Source organism: Pseudoalteromonas sp. NEC-BIFX-2020_015 (assembly GCF_012952265.1).
GTDB classification, from domain to species: domain Bacteria; phylum Pseudomonadota; class Gammaproteobacteria; order Enterobacterales; family Alteromonadaceae; genus Pseudoalteromonas; species Pseudoalteromonas neustonica.
The window spans coordinates 285,429-305,825 of the sequence record NZ_JABCJL010000001.1 but is presented as its reverse complement, the minus strand read 5'-3'; the positions used below and the strand labels follow the sequence as shown (position 1 = coordinate 305,825).

Genomic DNA, 20,397 nt, shown 5'->3' with positions numbered 1-20,397 from the left:
GAATAGTAAGGTTTTTATGGCTGCGATTAGTAGTGTGTTACTACTTGCAGGTACTTCTGGCGCAGCGTTTGCTGCAGACACATTACGCGTTGCAACTTTTAATGTGAGTATGGATGCGACAAATTATACCAAACAAGGTGAACAAGTTAACCCAAATGCATTAATTGAAGCGCTGCAAAATAACCACCCACAAATTAAAAATATTGCCGAAATTATCCAACGTGTTCGCCCTGATATTTTACTCCTCAATGAGTTTGATTATGTGGCTAAAGAGCAAGGCATTGAATACTTTAAGGCGCATTATTTAACTAAAAGCCAAAACAAACAACCTGCTATTAATTACCCTTATACCTACATAGCATCGGTTAACACCGGGTTAAAAACGCCGTTCGACCTTGATAATGATGGGCAGGTTACAGGTGTAAAAGGCGATGCGTATGGCTTTGGTTTGTTTGAAGGCCATTATGGTATGGCTGTGCTGTCACGTTATCCAATCGATTTTGATAACATTCGTACTCTTCAAAATTTCAAGAATAAAGATATGCCTGGTGCTCAAATGCCTGTAGATCCAGTAACAGGTGAGAATTGGTATAACAATGAAGAATGGCAAGCGCTACGTGTAAGCTCAAAGTCATTTTGGGATATTCCCGTTAAAATAAAAGGCAACACACTTCATGTTATTGCTTCACACCCAACACCACCGGTGTTTGATGGCGCTGAAGATCGAAACGGTAAACGCAATCACGATGAAATACGCTTAATAAAAGACTATGTTGCCAACGCAAACTATTTATACGATGACAAAGGCGTAAAAGGGGGATTAGCTGCGCAATCGCGCTTTGTTATTGTTGGTGACTTAAATGCCGCACCTGAGGGCGATAAAAAACGCCCAGATACGACAAATCAGTTACTAAAAAACCCGTTGATCAATAGCCAATTTGTACCTCACAGTAAAGGGGCTAAAACCAGTTACCCACAAAAGTACGGTGCTGCGTACACAGCTTATTGGCAAGCGCGGGTTGATTATGTATTACCATCTACCTATGGATTAGATGTAGTGGATGGCGGTGTCTTTTGGCCTGTAAAAAACAGCGAATTGTATCGGCTTATCAAAGACCGCAATGCATCATCAGATCATCGTATGGTCTGGCTAGATATTTCAATGAAGTAATTGAACAGCAAAGTTGTGTTGTTTATCTAAAAAAATTGCTATTACATAGGTGCTTCTGATTAAATTAGGTTAATTATAATAACCTTACAGAAGCACTATGACTTTTAAATCTTCTACTCAAAAAACCTTAGTTGCACTTGCCGTAGCATCTAGCTTTATGCTTTCAGGTTGTCAATCAACAGCATCACAAGCACCTATTACAAAAACAGTAGCCCCAAGTGTTGTCGTAACCCCACAAGATACTGGCTCAACAGCTATTACACTAGAGCAAGCAATGGCTCATCCTGATTGGTTAGGGCGTCAAGCTGAGCGTGCATATTGGTCTGCAGATTCAAGCACTATTTTTTATGCGCGTAAGCAACAAGGTAATGAATTACGAGATGTATTTAGTCAAAGTGTGACATCGCAAACAGCAGAGCAAGTTGCCTTAAGTGCACATCATACACTTGGCACTAAAAATGCGGTTTATTCAAATGATAAGAAATTGCAAGCGTACACATTTGAAGGCAATGTATTTGTAAAAAATGTTCAAACGGGTGCTATAAAACAGGTTACTCACAGTAGTGCCAGAGAGTCTAATTTACAATTTTTGAATGACGGCGCACTTGTTTATCGACAAGGCACCACTTTTAATAAAGTTGATTTAGCTACAGGTATTACAAGTGAACTTGCGAATATTAAGCTAAGTGATAAACCCAAAGGTGTAGAAGCGCCTGCTACATATATAGCAAAAGAGCAGCATAAACTAATTGATTATGTCTCTTTGATGCATAAAAACAAGCAAGACAAGCAAACTCGTAAAGAGCAGTTAACAAAACAAAACACCTCTATTGCCAATGCCCAATTTTATTTAGGTAAAGGCAAAACGCTGGTAAATGCGCAGTTATCACCAAATGGTCAAGCCATCCTTGCGGTTATTAAAGATCAAAAATCATGGCGCGATGACGCTGATATAATGCCTAACTACATTGGTGACGATGGCACAATTAAAGCTGAGAAAGTACGCAGACGTGTAGCAGATGAAAAATCAGCAGGCTCTGAACTTATTTATATTGATTTAACCGACAATAGCCAAAAAACAATTTCAATGACGAGCCTTCCTGGGTTTGATGAAGACGTGCTAGCCTCTGTAAAAACAGAAAACTATGCCCGTGATGGTAAAACGTATAAATCAGAAAAAGCACCGCGTGATATAAACCTAATGATGGATTGGGGCTGGGATCAAGGCGCAATAGTATGGAATGACACAGGCGATCAAGTCGCTGTTATGCTTGAAGCATGGGATAACAAAGACCGTTGGCTAGCGACCGTTAATGTGGACGAAGCCAAACTTGTATCACAGCATCGTCTTCATGATGATGCGTGGGTTAATTACACGTATAATGATTTTGGTTGGTTAAATAACTCAGACACCTTGTATTATTTATCTGAAGAGTCAGGCTATAGCCATATTTATAAAAAGCCGCTTACAGGTAAGGCTACTGAGCTTACAAAGGGTAACTTTGTTGTTTCAAATCTAACACTCACTGATGACAATAGCGCTATATATTATAAAGCGAATGTTGAACACCCAGGGTTATACGAGATTTACAAAGTAAATGTTGAATCAGGCCAATCAGAGCAAGTTACTAATCTTGATGGGATGACCGATTATCAATTAAGTCCAGATCAAACTAAACTGTTGCTAACACATTCAAAAATTATGCAACCGGCCGAGCTTTATGTAGCACCGGCAAAAGCTAACACTCAAGCTACACGTTTAACTAATACTGTATCTGAAGAGTTTTTAGCTAAAAAACTCATTGCACCTAAAATCATTGCAGTTCCCTCTAGTCATACTGAACAACCTATTTATGCAAAAGTATATTACCCAGCGGATTACGTAGAGGGCGAAAGCGGCCAAAACCGTAAAGCAGTCATCTTCAACCATGGTGCTGGCTATTTACAAAATTCACACATGGGTTGGTCAGGCTACTTTCGTGAATTTATGTTCCACTCGCTACTCGCCTCTGAAGGGTATGTGGTAATGGACATGGATTACAGGGCGTCAAAAGGTTATGGCCGTGATTGGCGTACCGCTATTTATCGTCAGATGGGCACACCAGAAATTCAAGATTTAGCCGATGGTGTAAGCTGGATGGCTGACAATGCGAATGTTGATACAGCCGCTGTAGGTACTTATGGTGGGTCATATGGTGGTTTTATGACCTTTATGGCATTATTTACTCAGCCTGATTTATTTCAAGCGGGTGCAGCGCTTCGCCCTGTAACTGATTGGGCACATTATAACGGACCTTATACGTCAAATATCTTAAACCACCCAGATGTAGATCCAATCGCATATGAGCGCAGTTCACCAATTTATTTTGCTGAGGGCCTAAAAAACCGCTTATTGATCAATGCCCCAATGGTTGATGACAACGTGTTCTTTCAAGATGTGGTACGTGTTGTACAGCGTATGATAGAACTTGAAAAAGAAAACTTTGAAACAGCCATTTACCCAGTTGAGCCGCATGGTTTTAGACAACCATCAAGTTGGTTAGATGAGTATCGCCGTATTTACAAAATGTTTAAAGAGACTCTTTAATCACAGTCTGTAAATAAAAAATAACGCCAAGTTTATGCTTGGCGTTTTTTTATTAACTTAAAAATTAGCGGTATAGCTAATAACACGCCTCCAATTGCACCAATGAGATGTGCATCAATAGCCACATTAGAGGCAATAAGTTCACTTACTTGTGCACTAGGACCTTCAAGTTGTTCAAATAATATTTTTGCCCAAATACCAAAGAATAATAGCCATCCCGTCTTCATTCCAACGGTAATGTCTTTTATAGCACCCCACACAATAACCCCGTGCAGTAATGCACTTAACCCTGTATAGATTTCAATATCAGGGCAAAAATAGTAAATACAGATACCACACCATGTGGCGAGAACAATTGTATGTGCACCATATACAAGCGGTTTTGTGTGTTCAGCATGCAATGCCCAAATTAAAATGATACCGGCGCAATTTAATCCTAAATGTGCCCAATTAGTATGTACATATTGACTACTTATTAAACGCCACACTTGGCCTTGTTCAATTAATTGGCGATTAAACTCTAAGGAATCATTGAGGCTAAATAAAGCAAAAAGTGCACTCAGTACCATTAAACACAGAGGCGGTAATATATAGCGGGGTTGAATTGGCAAATTGACCATTTTATTCTTATTTTTTACATAATATTTTGCATATTGTGCCCGTTTAACTTTAAGATGCCAAATATCTCAATGCAATTAAGCTTTTTTATGTTTTCACACGCCCATACCAGTATCATTTTTAGTTTAACGTTATTAACACTGCCTGTTTTTGCAAGCCAATTACCCCCAGAAATACGTGAGCCAGAAGCTGCTACTGGACTTGAGCAAAAACAACACGTTGTTGGTGATGAATATATGATTGCAGCCGCAAATCCATATGCAACACAAGCGGGTCAAACAATATTAGCAAGCGGTGGCAGTGCGGTTGATGCCGCTATAGCAACACAATTGGTATTAACACTTGTTGAGCCACAATCGTCTGGTATTGGTGGTGGGGCATTTTTACTTCATTACGACAAACAAAATAATGCGTTAACAACATTTGATGGTAGAGAAACAGCACCAAGCAATGCAGACGAATCGCTGTTTTTAGATAAAGATGGTAAAGCTGCATCATGGATTGATGCAGTCGTTGGAGGGCGTTCAGTCGGTGTGCCAGGTGTATTACATGCATTGGCTCAAGCCCACAAAGAACACGGCAACCTTGAATGGGCTGCACTTTTTAAGCCTGCCATTGAACTTGCAGAACACGGTTTTATTGTATCATCGCGGTTGCATGCGTTATTAGTGAAACAGATAAACCCTGGTGTGACCAAGCTTCCTGCGATCCGAGATTACTTTTTCCCAGATGGTAAGCCTTTGGCAGTAGGTGTGCTAAAAACCAACCAACCCTTAGCTGATCTATATAAAGAGATAGCCAGTAAGGGGATCGATGCTTTTTACAAAGGCGATAACGCGATAAAAATGGTGGATGCGGTACAGCATTCAGTCGTAGCACCCGGTACGCTCGCATTAACTGATTTAGCTAATTATAAAAGTAAACAACGTGATGCGGTTTGTACGCCATATCACGAATACAACGTCTGCTCTATGGCACCACCAAGCAGTGGTGGTGTTGCTGTATTACAAATACTTGCATTACTTGAAGACAAAAATATGCGCCAATACCAGCCTAATTCGGCCAAAGCGATTCATTACTTTAGCCAAGCATCTCGATTAGCCTTTGCTGATCGTAATGTATATATGGGGGATCCTGACTTTGCAGACATTCCCACTCGTGAGCTACTCGCTCATAGTTACGTGAGTCAACGAGCAACACTAATTACAGAACATGATAAAAAAGCAGAAGCAGGTCAGCCCCGTCCATTACTAAGTTACGCACAAGATGATGCTTACGAGTTACCTTCAACCACTCATGTATCAATTGTGGATGCAAAAGGTAATGCCGTTTCAATGACCAGTTCGATAGAAATGGCATTTGGTTCAACGGTCATGGTTAACGGGTTTATATTAAATAATCAGCTTACTGACTTTGCATTGTCACCCTACAAAAATGGCATGCTATTAGCAAATAGAGTTGAGGCAGGTAAACGACCTCGAAGCTCAATGTCGCCAGTGATGGTTTTTAATAAAGACGGCAGTTTACGTTTAGTTGTAGGCTCACCGGGGGGAAGTCGTATCATAAATTATGTAGCGCATGTTGTAATTGGCGTACTTGATTGGCAATTAACCGCGCAACAAGCAATTGACTTACCACGTATCACTAATCGTAATAACTATACCAGTGTAGAAAAAGGCACCGCTATTGAAAGTATCATTCCCGATCTAAAAAAGCGTGGTCATACAGTAAGACAAGTTGATTTAAACTCTGGATTACATGCTGTTGAGCTGCTCAACGGTAAATTATATGGTGCAGCTGATCCACGCAGAGAGGGTATCGCATTAAGCGAACAGAATTTTGTTCTTAAAGAACATAAAAACGCTGTGAATAAGCCTTAATCACAGTACTAACTTAATGTACAATAACACGCTACGCACAAAATAAATGTGCGTATTTCTCGTATCGTCAATGGTCTGACAAGGTTGAATGTCATTGCTTTTTAATATTCAACAGTAATAATGGCAGATCAAAATTAAAGACTTCGTTAAGCTTGGAATTATGACTACAAATACCGATCCAAATTATCTTTATATTCATCACTCAGGCCCAGGCTTGATTGAAACTCCTCTATTAAATAAAGGCAGTGCATTTACTCAAAAAGAGCGCGAAAGTTTCAACCTTGCAGGATTACTGCCTCCTCGCTACGAAACAATCGAAGAACAAGTTGAACGTTGTTACCAACAGTATTCAAGCTTTAACGATAACCTTAATAAGCACATTTATTTGCGTGCGATTCAAGATAACAACGAAACACTTTATTATCGTTTAGTGCGTGACCATCTTGAAGAAATGCTGCCTATCATATACACCCCAACAGTGGGCGATGCCTGCGAAAAATTCTCTGATATTTATCGCAGTGCTCGTGGTTTATTTATATCTTATGAAGATCGCTTCCAAATCGACGATATACTGCGTAATGCGACCAAAGGTAAAGTAAAAGTCATCGTTGTAACCGACGGTGAGCGCATTCTTGGTTTAGGCGACCAAGGGATCGGTGGTATGGGTATTCCAATCGGTAAGTTGTCTCTTTATACCGCCTGTGGTGGTATAAGCCCTGCGTACACATTACCAGTTATGCTTGATGTAGGAACTAATAACGAAAAACTATTAAACGACCCAATGTACATGGGGGCACGCCATAAACGTATTGCACAAGATGAATACGATGAATTTTTAGATCTCTTCATCAAAGCAGTTAAGCGTCGCTGGCCAAACGTGCTGTTGCAATTTGAAGATTTTGCACAGCCAAACGCTATGCCGTTATTAAAGCGCTACCGTGATGAGATCTGTAGTTTTAATGATGATATACAGGGCACTGCGGCTGTCACTGTTGGTTCATTGCTTGCTGCATGTCGTGTAAAAAACTCAAAGTTATCTGAGCAGAAAGTTGTGTTTGTTGGAGCAGGTTCTGCAGGCTGTGGTATTGCAGAACAAATCATCACACAAATGATATCGGAAGGTATTACAGACGAACAAGCGCGCAGCCAAGTGTTTATGGTTGATCGTTTTGGCTTAGTGACAGCTGGTATGCAAGGTTTACGTGACTTCCAACAATCACTTGCACAACCGACAGAAAAGTTAGCAGATTGGACATACAGTGGCGAATTTGCTTCGTTATTAGATGTGATGCATTGTGCCGCGCCTGATATTTTAATTGGCGTATCTGGTCAACCGGGTTTATTCACTGAGCAGGTCATCCGTGCTATGCACAGTGGCTGCGCGCAACCAGTTATCTTCCCGCTAAGTAACCCATCAAAGCAAGTCGAAGCACTTCCTGAAGATGTAATCAACTGGACCGAAGGTAACGCGATTGTTGCAACCGGCAGTCCATTTGCACCTGTTGTATTCAATGGTGAAACATTTACTATACCGCAGTGCAATAATAGCTATATTTTCCCTGGTATTGGTTTAGGTGTTATCGCGGCTAAAGCAACACGTATTACCGATGCAATGTTGATGGTCTCAAGTGAAATACTAGCTGAATCATCGCCACGAGCTAACACCGGGAAAGGCAGTTTGCTTCCTGCACTAACAGAGATCGAAACCTTAAGTAAACGTATTGCATTTGGCGTTGCTAAAAAAGCAATTGAAGAAGGCGTTGCACTTGAGATCAGTGATGATATGTTATGGGCAGCCATTGATAGAAACTATTGGTTACCAAAATATCGCAATTATAAACGTTGTAGTATTTAACCGTTAAAAAATAAAAACAGACTTCGGTCTGTTTTTTTATACTTGTTCATTTTCAATTAACCACTTAGGGTATCTAATAGCTACACTAAAACTATTAAGGATCTTTATGCGTTATTTATCATTGTTAGCTGCAGCTTTAAGTTTCAATACATTTGCAAGTACAACTCCTGATGCCCCACATATATATATTCAAGGCCAAGCACAAGTTACAACTGTAGCTGATAATGTCAAGCTGAGTGTAGGTATTGTTGAAATACATAAAGATTTAATGCTAGCAAAACAAAAAGCTGACACAACAATGGCAAAAGCCATTAAGCTAGCTAAACAAGCTGGTGTATTAGATAAAGACATTAATGCTGGCCAAATTAGTATCCACCGAGAAAACCAATATAACCGTGAGACAAACAAGCAAGAGTTTGTTGGCTTTAGGGTTTCACGTAGCTTGTCAGTAACGTTAAAAGAAGTTGATAAATACCCATTATTATTGCAAAACCTTGTAAGTGGCGGAATTAACGAAATTAATAATACGCAATTTATATCAAGCAGGTATGTCGAATTACAGCAAAAAGCGCAAAAAATGGCGATACAAGATGCTAAAAGTGCCGCAAAAGAATTCGCATCCGATTACGACGTAGAAATTAAAGGTCTTTATAGCGCGTCTTTAAAGCCAATAGAAACAAGCTCTCAACCTTATATGAGAGCTAAAATGGCCAGCATGGCCGAAGCCGAATCAGGTAGTTTTGTACCAGATGCTTACCATGCTGGTGAATTAGTTATTAGCGCTTCTAGCTATGCTATTTATTTAATTGATAATAAATAAAACGTACAATCATTTTGCTGGCGCGTTAAAACGTGCCAGTAATTGCTCTCCTTGATCAGGGCTAATTCGAGAGATTGCATTTAGCATGTTGGTTACTTCCTTTCGATCATATTCATTATTTATCTGCTGATTAATATCATCAATTATCGCAGTTAAATAATTAAATAAACTACATGTTGCATCTTCATTGTCGTTGGCAACAAATAAAATATTTTTAAAAGCCTCCAAAACATTGGTCATTACATATGCATCACTTTTCGCGTAATTACGAATTGGTGTGAAATTATCGTGCAATAGTTCATCAAATGATGTTTCATGTAAGTACAGCAAAGGAGAACTGTCACTGTGCTTAAATGAATAGTTTGTGTCAGCTATTTTCAATCGTTCGATCAGTAATATGCTCAACATATCAATTGCTTTAACGGCTGTCCCAGGATCATTTATACCCGGGCTCATTGCTTTGACTGCAATCTCAGAAATCTGCGTTAAGCCGTAACGGTAATGATCGCTAATATACTCTTCAATATAGAAAATAAAACAGTTCAATAACTTTTCTACTAATTCAGGCTCTTCACTCAAATCTCGGCTGGACTTTAAAAACGGGTAACCCTTGACTGTAAAAAAACCTTGGTTCACCACAATATAAAGCTGTAAATTGTGTTCAGCTAATACAGCACATAATTTGTCACTGTGCACGCCTTTGAAATAACCTTCAGTACTACTTTCTATAGAGTACCATTGATTAAAATCTGGAAAACAATCTACTTTATGCTCATCTTGACGAGCAATGATATGCTTAATAACGTTTTTGGTATGTTTAAATAAATCATTTAGTACATTATCAACTTGAATTGCCTTGGATATCGAGTGAATGAAATACACAAAAAGGGCGAGTGATATTAGCCCAAATATCAACGAAAAAAGCACACCAAGAGCAGGGATCGCAACTGTATTGTCATCGATTTTTTTTATATTTATTAACATTATAATAGAATAAATAATACTACCGAGATAAAACCCTAATACCATTTGATGTGATTTTCGGGTTATTAACCCCGGGATTACTCTTGGCGACAAGCTAGCACTTGCTGTATTAAGTACAATCATAACCATTGAAAAACTAAAAACAGTTAAAGATATTATACTTCCAGCTAGCGTACTTAAAATAGTTCGCGCATTTTCTTCACTATCAACTAATACGACTGATAGATATTTTTTAAGCGCTTTAACAAATTCTGCATACTCGATCGACATTGTAAAGACAGCAAATAATAAAAATACAACGGCTAACATTGATGGGTAAAAACCAATACTATTGATCAGCTCTCTATAATTATCAGCTATTTTTCTAGGTGCGAACATAACTTTCCTTTTTTCAGTATATATTTAGCACGTTAGCATATAAATCAGTGTAACTGCTGGCTATTTGTTGATTAATCTTGTGTTACTATATAAAAAAATAAAAGGGATTATTATTATGGTTATATCTTTCTATGCAGCGGTGCTGGCCTTTATCTATATCTATTTAAGTATGAATGTCGTTAAAGTAAGAAAAGCGAACAAAATATCATTAGGAACTGATAATAACCCACAATTATTAAGAGCAACGCGAGCTCATGGAAATTTTATCGAGTATGTACCTTTTGCCTTAATCTTGATTTTTTTAGCTGAATATCAAGGATTAAGCAGCCACTATTGCCATGCTTTAGGGACATTACTCGTATTTGGGAGAATTTGTCATTTTGTAGCCATTAACGACGATACACTAAAACTTCGTGTAATAGGTATGCTGTCAACATTTGCAACACTTGCATTAAGCGCATCTATCTTGTTGATGGGTCGGCTTTTCTAGTTATGGCAATTAGTAAGTTTACACTATTAAGTATATTATTTTTATATACATTGAATGTTCACGCTAACAATAAGCAAAACAGTGAACCATTACATGTTATTTATCCAAAGCCTGAACGCGAAAATGAACAGGATAATTGGTATCCACTTGTATTACTTAAACTTGCTTTAGAGCATAGTGAACAACCTCATACTCTCCAATCATCAGTAAAAATGGTGCAAAGTCGTTCTTTAAAAGAGCTAGAGCAGGGGGAGCTGATCAATGTTGGTTGGTCAATGACAAGTAAAGAGCGGGAGCGAATTTTTACTCCGATACGTATTCCCATTTATAAAGGTTTATATGGGTGGCGCTTATTGTTTACCACTAAAGATAAGCTTCCGTTATTTAAAGATATAAAAGATGAATTTCATTTTCATAATATTGATTTTATCCAAGGACATGACTGGCCTGATACCGATATCTTGAGAGATAACGGGCTACAGGTCTCAACATCGACAAGTTATGCCGCATTATTTAATATGCTTATTAGAAACCGAGGCGATGCTTTTCCACGCTCAATTTTAGAAATTGAATGGGAAAAAAAGCAGTTATCGGTCAAGGAAAATATTGTAACGGTGCCCAATATAGCTTTGTCCTATCCCGCAGCTATATATTATTTTGTTAACTCTAAGCGCCCAGATATACATCAAGCTATAAAAATCGGCCTTGAAAGAATGCAACAAAATGGGGAGTTCGATAGGTTATTTAATCAATATTTTGCCACTAGTATTGCAAATGCAAAGCTGCACGAAAAAATAATCATTAAATTAGATAACAAACATCTCTCTAAATTAACACCGCTTAACGACAGCGAACTATGGTTTACTCCAAAAAACCTACAATTAGATAAGTAAGTTATGAATGCACCTACCAAAATTTTTATAATCGGTTTACCAAGAACTGGCACAACGAGTGTGTGTAATGCTTTTTTACAGCTGGACTTTAGCTGCGCACATACGGCTTATACTAAACGTTGTATGATTGATGCAAAAGTTATTGCGGATACGCCTATTTTTAATGATTACCAAAATTTAGATACTCTTTACCCAGATTCAAAATTTATTTATTTAGAGCGAGAGCTCGTTAAATGGATCCCATCCATTCGTCAGCTTTTAGCGCGTATGTACAAAAATTTAATGAGAGAGGATGGGGGATTCAATCCACACATTAAACGTTGTTACCTCAATACATTTAAAGATTTGTCCCTTGATAAATTAGAATGTGACGCATATTTACAGCAATGTTATACAACACATTTAAATGGCGCAAAGCAATATTTTTCGAATCGTCCTGATGACTTTCTGTCGATTGATATTTCTGATATAAATAGTTTTAATAAGTTGTGTCAATTTTTAGATATAAAAAGCGAACTAACTAATTTTGAAAGAATGAACATTGGTGGCAAAGTTACAGCATGGAACGAAATAAAACACCCATTAAAGGTAGCTTCAACTGCTCATGGGAAAATTGACAAGTTGCTATATCCTAATGGAAATTTATAACTTTTTTATGCGTTAATGTAATTGTAAATTTATATCTAACAACAAGATTTTATAATCCATTTACGTTAAAATCTGACTATTAGATCTTAAGTAAAAATATTATGTTTGAATTAAAATATCACACCCCATTTTCATGGACCGAAGCAGTTATGGCTGACTTTGATACCTTTTTACAAGATCATGCTGCAGCAGAAAAAAAAGCGTCGGGCATGGCAATGTCTATGTTATCGCATTACCCAGATCGTCGTAAGCTTGTAAAAGCAATGACCGATCTCGCACTTGAAGAAATGATTCATTTCAAACAAGTTTTAAAGCTGTTGATTGACCGAGATGTAAATTTAGGAAATGATCAAAAAGATCCTTATGTAAAAAAAATTCGTGCTGTATTTAGAAATGGCCGTGACGAGTTTTTTATGGATCGTTTGTTAGTTGGAGCTGTTATAGAGGCGAGGGGGCATGAGCGTTTTTCTCTAGTAGCGCAAGCACTACCTGATGGTAAAGAAAAAGAGTTTTATGCTGCGATCGCAAAATCTGAAGAAAAACATAAAAACTTATTTGTTGAACTCGCTTATGAATATTTTGATAAAAATGAAGTAGATATACGATTAGAAGAAATACTAATCGCAGAAGCTGAAATTTGTAAGAACATTCCATTTACAGCTGCGCTTCATTAATCATTATTGGCACTGTTACCCAGTGCCAGTAATTTAAAATTGAGCATACAATCTGACAATTCAAAGAAAAGGTGGCAGGGAATTCGACGCTGCCTCATTTTAGAAATAAAAACTCTAATCTTCTTTAGTAAAATCGTAAATCCTCTACACCTTATTTGTATTTAGTGCTTATATATTATCTCTTCTAATTAATATCTTTAAATAATTTTACAAAGAAGTAACTCTATAATGATTGACCGAAAAAATATCGGACTTTTGAGAGTCGGTTAAAAATAGTTAGATAATAAAACACCGCGCGAGCAGCAAAAAATAGATCACAAAAAACATTTGAAATCGCAGCCAATATATTAATTATATTTAATAACAGACATTCGTCGCGTTAGATCCAATCACAATAAGTGGGATTAGATTTTTACTGAATTGATTATCCGTAAAATACTTATAAGTGTTAGCAATTAATAAAGGTGAAAATTGCACGCATGGGTTTATCAGTTAGCAAACCTGAAAAAGTTAATAAATTTATGGAGTCATTCAAAGTTGTAGATTCATCAACAGGTGAAGAACTTAATAAATTGCCAGGTATAGATTTAGGCTGGGATTATAATCCGGGCAAAGCATGGTTAGGTGCAGATATAGCAGCAGGAAAATCAGTTATAAATTTATCAACGGACTTACAAAAATTAGCAATCCCACAATTTAACGAAGCCGTTTTGAAATCTCAGCAGTACTATATAAAGCAGGTAAATTTACACGCAGCAAAGTTAGCGCTTAAAAAATCCAGAGCTGATCTGATGGCCAACAATTTACGCTAGGGCACTTGCCTGCAAATTTATTAAATGAATTGTCACGTAAAAACGCACCTATATATAGTAGCGCCGTTACAGTTGGCAGCACTCAAATTGAAAAATTTTTAGCGGGTCAACTTAGTCTTGAACAAATACATGATCTAATGAACGCAGTTCAAAAACCAAATACGTTTGCTTATATAGGCAACCAAATAAAATTATCGTATCAAGGCTACATGGTCACAATTGAACTAGGACCACAGTTTAATGCGATTATATTTGTCGAAAAGGTTTAAATAACCACGTTTTGAAGATTTAAAGAGCGTTTAAATGGTGTTTAAACTCCGTTTTAAGCACGTTAACAATCAAAAAACATCTAGTTTTAAACGTAAAATGAGCAGGAATAAGCGGGTTTTGGGTCATTTTGAACGGGTTTGTCTAAAAACAAGCGTAATTCAAAGTTAAGGATTTACACGCTAAAATCAGTACAAACCCAGCAACGGCGCGGGTTTCCGCAAGGCAAGGGCGAAAATATCCATATCTTTATTATTCCACAAACGAACAACCCCTTACAATTAGTCTACAAACGAACAAGCCCTAACACTTACTGCAATGGGTCATCATCAGTAATATCCTGTAAATTTCTTTATTTAACATAATATAAATTATAGGATATTAATGATTTGGTGATTACTTCCTGTAAACTACTGCATTATCTAGTGATATGTCCAATACTAGACGGTATCGGACATTTGATGTATTTTAAATAACATCAACTCAATAGTTATAATATTAGTTGAACTAAAAATTATTTATTAGTTACTGTTATTATTCTAGACCATAAGTTCACACTTCTGTTTACTATAATCACTTAAATAGGACTGATTTATAATTAGTCCTATTTCATTAAAGTTACTTTATTAGCGTATCTTTCTTGAGGTTATCTATCGCTTAGCATAGTATTGAAAATACAATTTGAGCTGTACGTAATAAGAAGTAAACAATATGGAATTTGTGCGCCCGCTAGAACCAATCCTAATCATTGACGATGTTCAGGATATTCGTAACTACTTAAATCAAATTTTAACTGAACTAGGATTTGAAGATATCCTTGAAAGTAGAGATTTTGAATCAGCAAAATCAGTCATTGATGAAAAGTCCCCTAATGTTATTTTCCTCGACATTGAGCTTCCAGATACAGATGGTACACAAATACTTGAGTACCTAAATGATCATTATCCGCACACTCATGTTGTTATGTGCTCTGGCCACAATAGTCTCGAAAATGTACAAAATACGTGGGAACTTGGCGCAAAAGGTTTTATTGCAAAACCCTTCAACGCTAAAAAAGTAGATACGGTAATGAAACGTTTGGAACTAATTTAAGGTTATTATGCAAAGCTCTGTAAACGAAATTATTGAAGATTTATCACAGGTTATTTTTGGAAAACAACGACAAATTAAATTGGCATTAACGTGTCTTTTTAGCCAAGGACATTTGTTGATAGAAGACTTACCCGGTATGGGAAAAACAACGTTATCACACGCGCTTGCTACGGTACTTGGTCTATCGTATCAGCGAGTCCAATTCACGAGTGATTTACTACCCTCAGATATACTCGGTGCAAGTATATTTAATGCCAACGAACACGTTTTTACTTTTCATAAAGGACCTATATTTAGCCAGGTAGTTTTAGCCGATGAAATCAACCGTGCTGGACCAAAAACACAAAGTGCTTTATTAGAAGCAATGGAAGAAAACCAAGTTACTATTGATGGTGAGAAATATGCCCTACCCATACCATTTTTTGTTATAGCAACTCAAAACCCTTCTTATCAATCAGGTACTTATCCGTTGCCTGAATCTCAATTAGATCGCTTTTTTATGCGAATAAGCTTAGGTTTCCCACCAAAGGAAGCTGAACGTAAATTAATTCTCGGTACTAACAATCGAGATTATGATGGTTTACCTGTACGTATTGATCCACAACAGTTAATAGAGATACAAAAACAAGTAACAGCTGTGACGATAAGTGCGCCTGTAGTTGATTATATTTTAGCATTGGTAACTTATACACGAACAGATAATAAATTTGCAAACGCACTTTCTCCTAGAGCCAGCATTGCACTTGGAAAAGCATCGCAAGCATGGGCTTTTATTGATGGCCGAGATTTTGTTACACCAGATGATGTTCAAGCTATTTTTGCAAGTGTTGCGCAGCATCGCTTAGGCCTGCAACATGATATGAGTGATCAACAAATTAGCCAATTATTAAATGCTGTTAATGTGCCACTTTAATTTATGAAGAATAAAAAAAATCAACGTATTTCAATTTGGTATAAACTAAAAACGATTGTATTTAAAGCATTGCTAAAGAAAAAACACAACACCGAGCGTTTAATACTAAAACATAATACTATTTATATTTTGCCCTCTAAAATGGGGGCTGGTTTTTTATTAGTAACGTTACTAAACTTTGTGCTTGGTATTAATTATCAAAATAACCTAATACTAGCAATGGCTTATCTTATGCTCGTTGTTATGGTACTTTCATTATTAATGGCTTACAGTAATGCAAAAGGGTTAACCATTGAATATATAAAAAATATTTCTAGTTATGCTCCCTCCTCTGCTTTACTCCTTTTACAAATCCATACTGAAAAAAATTGCCAAGCGCTACAGATTTTTTACGAAGGTAAACTGCTTTCTACAATTGATGAAGTTACCTCTGAAAAATGCATAACTCACTTAGACTTAGGCCTTAATACACGAGGCGAATACTCACTTAATCGTTTGAAGTTTTTAAGTCGCTACCCTTTTGGCTTAGTATCAGTGTGGAGTTATATGCAGATTTCGTTAAATGTTTTTGTTTATCCCAAACAGCAAAAGCCAGAGCAAGACGTTGCAATAACAAATAATCAAACCCCCAATGATGGGAATAATAAACATCCAAATGGTGCGGATGAATTTGATAGTTTAATCACTCATCAAGTTGGCATGGGGATGCAACGAATTTCTTGGAAGCATTATGCAAAAACTCAACAGCTTATGATGAAGGAGTTTGTTAGCTTTTCATCCGACAGCCAAATTTTTGATTTTAACCAACTTAAAGGAAGTACCGAATTTCGGCTACAACAATTAAGTTTTTTAATTAGCAACGCGCATGATTCAGGTGTGCCCTTTGGATTACAATTAGCCTCAACGCACTATTCCATTAGCCAAGGTAAAGAGCATATGCAAAATTGCTTACAAGCCCTTAGTCGTTTTTCAAACTTGACGAAGGCTGAAAATGAACATAATTCCTAATCACAAAGCGATCAATTTATCGCTTTGTGTCATCTACAGCCTGGTTTTATGTTTTATTTTTCCGGAGTTGCCACCGGTATTCAATTCATTATTAGTGGCTTTATGTATCTGGAATGGGGTAACCATTCTATCCAATAGAAATAAACCTAACGCTGTTATTGCGAATATACTTGCAGCGTTGAGCTTATTTGTACTTTTTTATGATGTGGGTTTTAGCGATACCGTTACGCTTTTTGTCGCAATGCTCATTTTATCTAGCTTGTTTAAACTGTTGCAAGCCACAACTAAAAAGCATTATCAAACAATCACATTGCTAAGCTTTTTTAGTTTATCTACCGTTTATTTATTCTCACAAAGTATTTTAGCTACCTTGATAATTAGTGCACTTTATATACTAAATTTTTCTGTCTTAGCCCTTATTGAATCTAAGCATAACTTGAAAGTAGCATCAAAAAAGAGTGCTAAATTGCTGCTTTTGGCATTGCCTATCGCTGTTTTTTTACTCTTATTTTTACCTAAACTTCCCGCTTTTTGGCAATTGCCTGGACCCAAATTGGCTAAAACAGGTTTGTCTGAAAGCGTAAATCCTTTCGATATTGCTAAGCTATCAAATTCAGATGAACTCGTTTTTAGAGCTCAATTTAATGATGAAAAGCCACCACAAGGCCCCTATTATTGGCGGGCAATTATCCATGATGAGTTTGATGGTAAAACGTGGCTGATATCTGATACTTTAAAACAAACACAAACTCATAAACCGATTAAGCATAATGTAGCGAATGAGTCATTACAGCGCTATCAGATATTCGCAGAACCGTCTTCGCAGCCTTGGTTATATGGATTAGCAGTGGCGACCTCTGAGCACGGCGATATTAAAGTTACTGAAGATGGCCTATTACTTCGTAGCCAATTTTTAAGCAACAGTATAAATTACAGCGTTAAAAGCGGCCCACTATCATCAATGCCTATATCTCGCTGGCAACGCTTGCAAAATATACAAATTGATTTAGCCGAAAATACAAACCAGCAGACTCAATCTTTAGCTAAAAATTTATTTTCTGCTAATGACAATGATCCACAACGCTTTTACAGTGCAATGTATAACTACTTTTCCAGTAATGGGTTTAGCTATACCTTAACACCGGATCCGATGACTGGAGATAACACGCTCGATCAATTCTTATTCTCCAATAAGCGCGGATTTTGCGGGCATTACGCGAGTTCTGCTGCATTTATGTTTAGATCTATAGGCATACCTGCACGTGTTGTATCCGGTTATTTAGGTGGTGAATATAATATAAAAAGTGGTTATATGAGTGTTTACCAATATGATGCGCATGCTTGGGTTGAAGTTTATATCAAAAATCGTTGGACCATTTTTGATGCTACTGCTGTTGTTTCACCAGAACGATTAAATGGCTCTCTCTCGCAACATCAATCACTTAGTGATGAATTTACCAGTAATCTAGGGTTTGGTTTACTGCGTTTAAGTAATATTGCCGGATTTAATTGGTTAAGGTTAAAACTTGAAAACCTCGATTATCAATGGACAAGCTGGGTGTTAGGCTTTGATCAACAAAAGCAATCTTCTTTCCTAAAAGACATTTTTGGTAATAAGCAGCTTTGGCAAATTGCATTGATAGCGTTAGCAACTGTTACCTTGATATTTATTGGCTATTTTATTTATTTAAGTTGGCCTTATTCATCTAAGTCATCCACCCATCCAATTGTTAATGATTATCTGAAAATAGAGCAATGGCTTATTAAAAAAAATATTAAACCTGAGTCAAATGAGACCCCATTACTGTATTTACAACGCGCTTCATATGCACTTCCTGAAAAAAGCAACTATATAGAACAGTTCAAGCAACTATATAGTGATGTCCGTTATCGCCAATTAGTATTTAGCGCTTATCGTAAAAAACGAAGCTCAGATCTGGTAAAATTAATTAAAACAAAAACAAAGAGAAAACAATGAATGCAGTCGTAATTGGCGTTATTTTGATGCTAGGCCTAACTTTAGCGCGGGTGAATGTGATTGTTGCAATGACTTTAAGTGCTCTTGTGGCAGGCCTAACTGCGGGTCTTGGGTTAACGGATACACTGAATGCTTTTAATGCTGGCCTCTCTGGCGGCGCAGAAATAGCTTTGAGCTATGCGATGCTCGGAGCATTTGCAGTTGCAATATCTAAATCTGGATTAACAAGGATTTTAGCAGCAAAACTATTACAAAAAGTGAACGATAACAGCGGCAAAAGTGAAAATCTACTTAGCTATTTTATCTTATTTATCATATTGGTCTGCGCGATATCATCACAAAACCTTGTACCTGTTCATATAGCCTTTATCCCAATTTTGATACCTCCCCTTATTGTGGTATTTAATAAATTAAAACTAGATAGACGCGCAATTGCATGTATTTTGACATTCGGTCTAGCGACGTCTTACATGGTTCTACCCTATGGATTTGGTGGTATTTATTTATATTCTATTTTGCATAAAAATCTTGTAGATAATGGCCTTGAAATTATTAATACCCAAGTGCCAATGGCAATGATTATACCGGCTTGCGGTATGCTCTTTGGCTTACTCATTGCGGTGTTCTTCAGTTATAAAAAGCGCCGTATTTATAAACAAGATGAAGAAGAAGAAAATGCAGTAAACGTTATTATAGAGCATCCTAAAAAAGTTTTGATCGTGGGTGTCACTGCTGTTTTAGCTTCTCTTCTGGCTCAAAATGTCAGTGGTTCGATGATATTAGGCGGGCTTGTTGGTGTAATGATTTTTAGTTTATTCGGGGTGGTTAAGTGGGAACAAAATAGCGACGTATTTAGTAAAGGTGTTGCTATGATGGCCATGATTGGTTTTATTATGATTTCGGCTCAAGGTTTTGCTGCTGTTATGAAAGCAACGGGGGATGTTGGCAGTTTAGTTCAAAGTGCAGCCCTTATTATAGATGGAAATAAACCATTAACCGCTGCTTTAATTTTATTTGTTGGTTTATTGATCACAATGGGAATTGGTAGTTCATTTTCGACCGTGCCAATCATTGCAACTTTATTTGTTCCTTTATGCTTAGAGTTAGATTTCTCAATTATGGCTACAGCTGCATTAGTGGGAACTGCCGGTGCTTTAGGCGATGCCGGCTCGCCTGCTTCAGATTCAACACTTGGGCCAACATCCGGTTTGAATGTTGATGGACAACATGATCATATTTGGGATTCAGTGGTTCCAACCTTCATTCACTTTAATATTCCACTTCTTATATTTGGTTGGATTGCAGCCATGTTGTTATAGTAAGTTCCTT

Annotated in this window: 18 protein-coding genes; 16 read left to right on the top strand and 2 right to left on the bottom strand. The window is 37.2% G+C overall.

The window, feature by feature from the left end; translation table 11 throughout:
- Positions 1-16 precede the first annotated feature (16 nt).
- Entirely contained in the window at positions 17-1,171 is a 1,155-nt protein-coding gene (locus tag HH219_RS01330; RefSeq protein ID WP_249118425.1) for an endonuclease/exonuclease/phosphatase family protein, read from the top strand.
- 97 nt (positions 1,172-1,268) lie between these two features.
- Positions 1,269-3,758: a prolyl oligopeptidase family serine peptidase gene (locus tag HH219_RS01325; RefSeq protein ID WP_169326402.1), complete on the top strand. Its 2,490-nt coding sequence runs from the start codon at positions 1,269-1,271 to the stop codon at positions 3,756-3,758.
- 32 nt (positions 3,759-3,790) lie between these two features.
- Here the strand turns inward: HH219_RS01325 and rrtA are convergent, their stop codons facing one another.
- Positions 3,791-4,378: a rhombosortase gene (gene rrtA, locus HH219_RS01320; RefSeq protein WP_054204603.1), complete on the bottom strand. Its 588-nt coding sequence runs from the start codon at positions 4,376-4,378 to the stop codon at positions 3,791-3,793.
- Positions 4,379-4,432: 54 nt separating this feature from the next.
- Between rrtA and ggt the strand changes: the two genes are divergently transcribed.
- The 3 genes from ggt (at position 4,433) to HH219_RS01305 (ending at position 8,931) form a co-directional block, all read left to right on the top strand.
- A complete protein-coding gene (gene ggt, locus HH219_RS01315) occupies positions 4,433-6,256 on the top strand; it encodes a gamma-glutamyltransferase (RefSeq protein WP_169326401.1) in 1,824 nt (607 codons plus the stop codon).
- A 160-nt stretch (positions 6,257-6,416) separates the two neighbouring features.
- Positions 6,417-8,111 carry an NAD-dependent malic enzyme gene (locus HH219_RS01310; protein ID WP_054204602.1) on the top strand — a complete coding sequence of 565 codons (1,695 nt, stop codon included), beginning with the start codon at positions 6,417-6,419 and terminating at the stop codon, positions 8,109-8,111.
- Positions 8,112-8,217: 106 nt separating this feature from the next.
- A complete protein-coding gene (locus HH219_RS01305; RefSeq protein WP_169326400.1) occupies positions 8,218-8,931 on the top strand; it encodes an SIMPL domain-containing protein in 714 nt (237 codons plus the stop codon).
- A gap of 9 nt (positions 8,932-8,940) precedes the next feature.
- Here the strand turns inward: HH219_RS01305 and HH219_RS01300 are convergent, their stop codons facing one another.
- On the bottom strand, positions 8,941-10,293 hold the full coding sequence (locus HH219_RS01300) for a DUF2254 domain-containing protein (protein WP_054204600.1): 1,353 nt from the start codon (positions 10,291-10,293) through the stop codon (positions 8,941-8,943).
- 115 nt (positions 10,294-10,408) lie between these two features.
- Here HH219_RS01300 and HH219_RS01295 point away from each other — a divergent pair, with 115 nt between their 5' ends.
- From HH219_RS01295 to HH219_RS01250, 11 genes are all read left to right on the top strand, one after another.
- Positions 10,409-10,783, top strand: coding sequence for an MAPEG family protein (locus HH219_RS01295; protein WP_054204599.1), 375 nt, complete (start codon positions 10,409-10,411; stop codon positions 10,781-10,783).
- A 2-nt stretch (positions 10,784-10,785) separates the two neighbouring features.
- Positions 10,786-11,676 carry a hypothetical protein gene (locus HH219_RS01290; protein ID WP_169326399.1) on the top strand — a complete coding sequence of 297 codons (891 nt, stop codon included), beginning with the start codon at positions 10,786-10,788 and terminating at the stop codon, positions 11,674-11,676.
- 3 nt (positions 11,677-11,679) lie between these two features.
- Complete coding sequence (locus HH219_RS01285; protein ID WP_169326398.1) at positions 11,680-12,324, top strand: sulfotransferase; 645 nt, start codon at positions 11,680-11,682, stop codon at positions 12,322-12,324.
- Positions 12,325-12,425: 101 nt separating this feature from the next.
- A complete protein-coding gene (locus tag HH219_RS01280; RefSeq protein WP_054204596.1) occupies positions 12,426-12,998 on the top strand; it encodes a tRNA-(ms[2]io[6]A)-hydroxylase in 573 nt (190 codons plus the stop codon).
- A 464-nt stretch (positions 12,999-13,462) separates the two neighbouring features.
- The gene (locus HH219_RS21890; RefSeq protein ID WP_249118415.1) at positions 13,463-13,810 is read left to right on the top strand and encodes a hypothetical protein; all 348 of its coding nucleotides are present in this window, start codon (positions 13,463-13,465) and stop codon (positions 13,808-13,810) included.
- Between the two features lie 5 nt (positions 13,811-13,815).
- Complete coding sequence (locus tag HH219_RS21885; protein ID WP_249118414.1) at positions 13,816-14,079, top strand: hypothetical protein; 264 nt, start codon at positions 13,816-13,818, stop codon at positions 14,077-14,079.
- Positions 14,080-14,788: 709 nt separating this feature from the next.
- On the top strand, positions 14,789-15,169 hold the full coding sequence (locus HH219_RS01270; protein WP_054204595.1) for a response regulator: 381 nt from the start codon (positions 14,789-14,791) through the stop codon (positions 15,167-15,169).
- Between the two features lie 7 nt (positions 15,170-15,176).
- Positions 15,177-16,082: a MoxR family ATPase gene (locus tag HH219_RS01265; RefSeq protein ID WP_169326397.1), complete on the top strand. Its 906-nt coding sequence runs from the start codon at positions 15,177-15,179 to the stop codon at positions 16,080-16,082.
- Positions 16,083-16,085: 3 nt separating this feature from the next.
- Complete coding sequence (locus tag HH219_RS01260; RefSeq protein ID WP_169326396.1) at positions 16,086-17,090, top strand: DUF58 domain-containing protein; 1,005 nt, start codon at positions 16,086-16,088, stop codon at positions 17,088-17,090.
- On the top strand, positions 17,074-19,068 hold the full coding sequence (locus HH219_RS01255; protein ID WP_169326395.1) for a DUF3488 and transglutaminase-like domain-containing protein: 1,995 nt from the start codon (positions 17,074-17,076) through the stop codon (positions 19,066-19,068). The genes HH219_RS01260 and HH219_RS01255 overlap by 17 nt, the downstream gene beginning before the upstream one ends.
- Complete coding sequence (locus HH219_RS01250; RefSeq protein ID WP_169326394.1) at positions 19,065-20,387, top strand: Na+/H+ antiporter family protein; 1,323 nt, start codon at positions 19,065-19,067, stop codon at positions 20,385-20,387. The genes HH219_RS01255 and HH219_RS01250 overlap by 4 nt, the downstream gene beginning before the upstream one ends.
- Positions 20,388-20,397 lie beyond the last annotated feature (10 nt).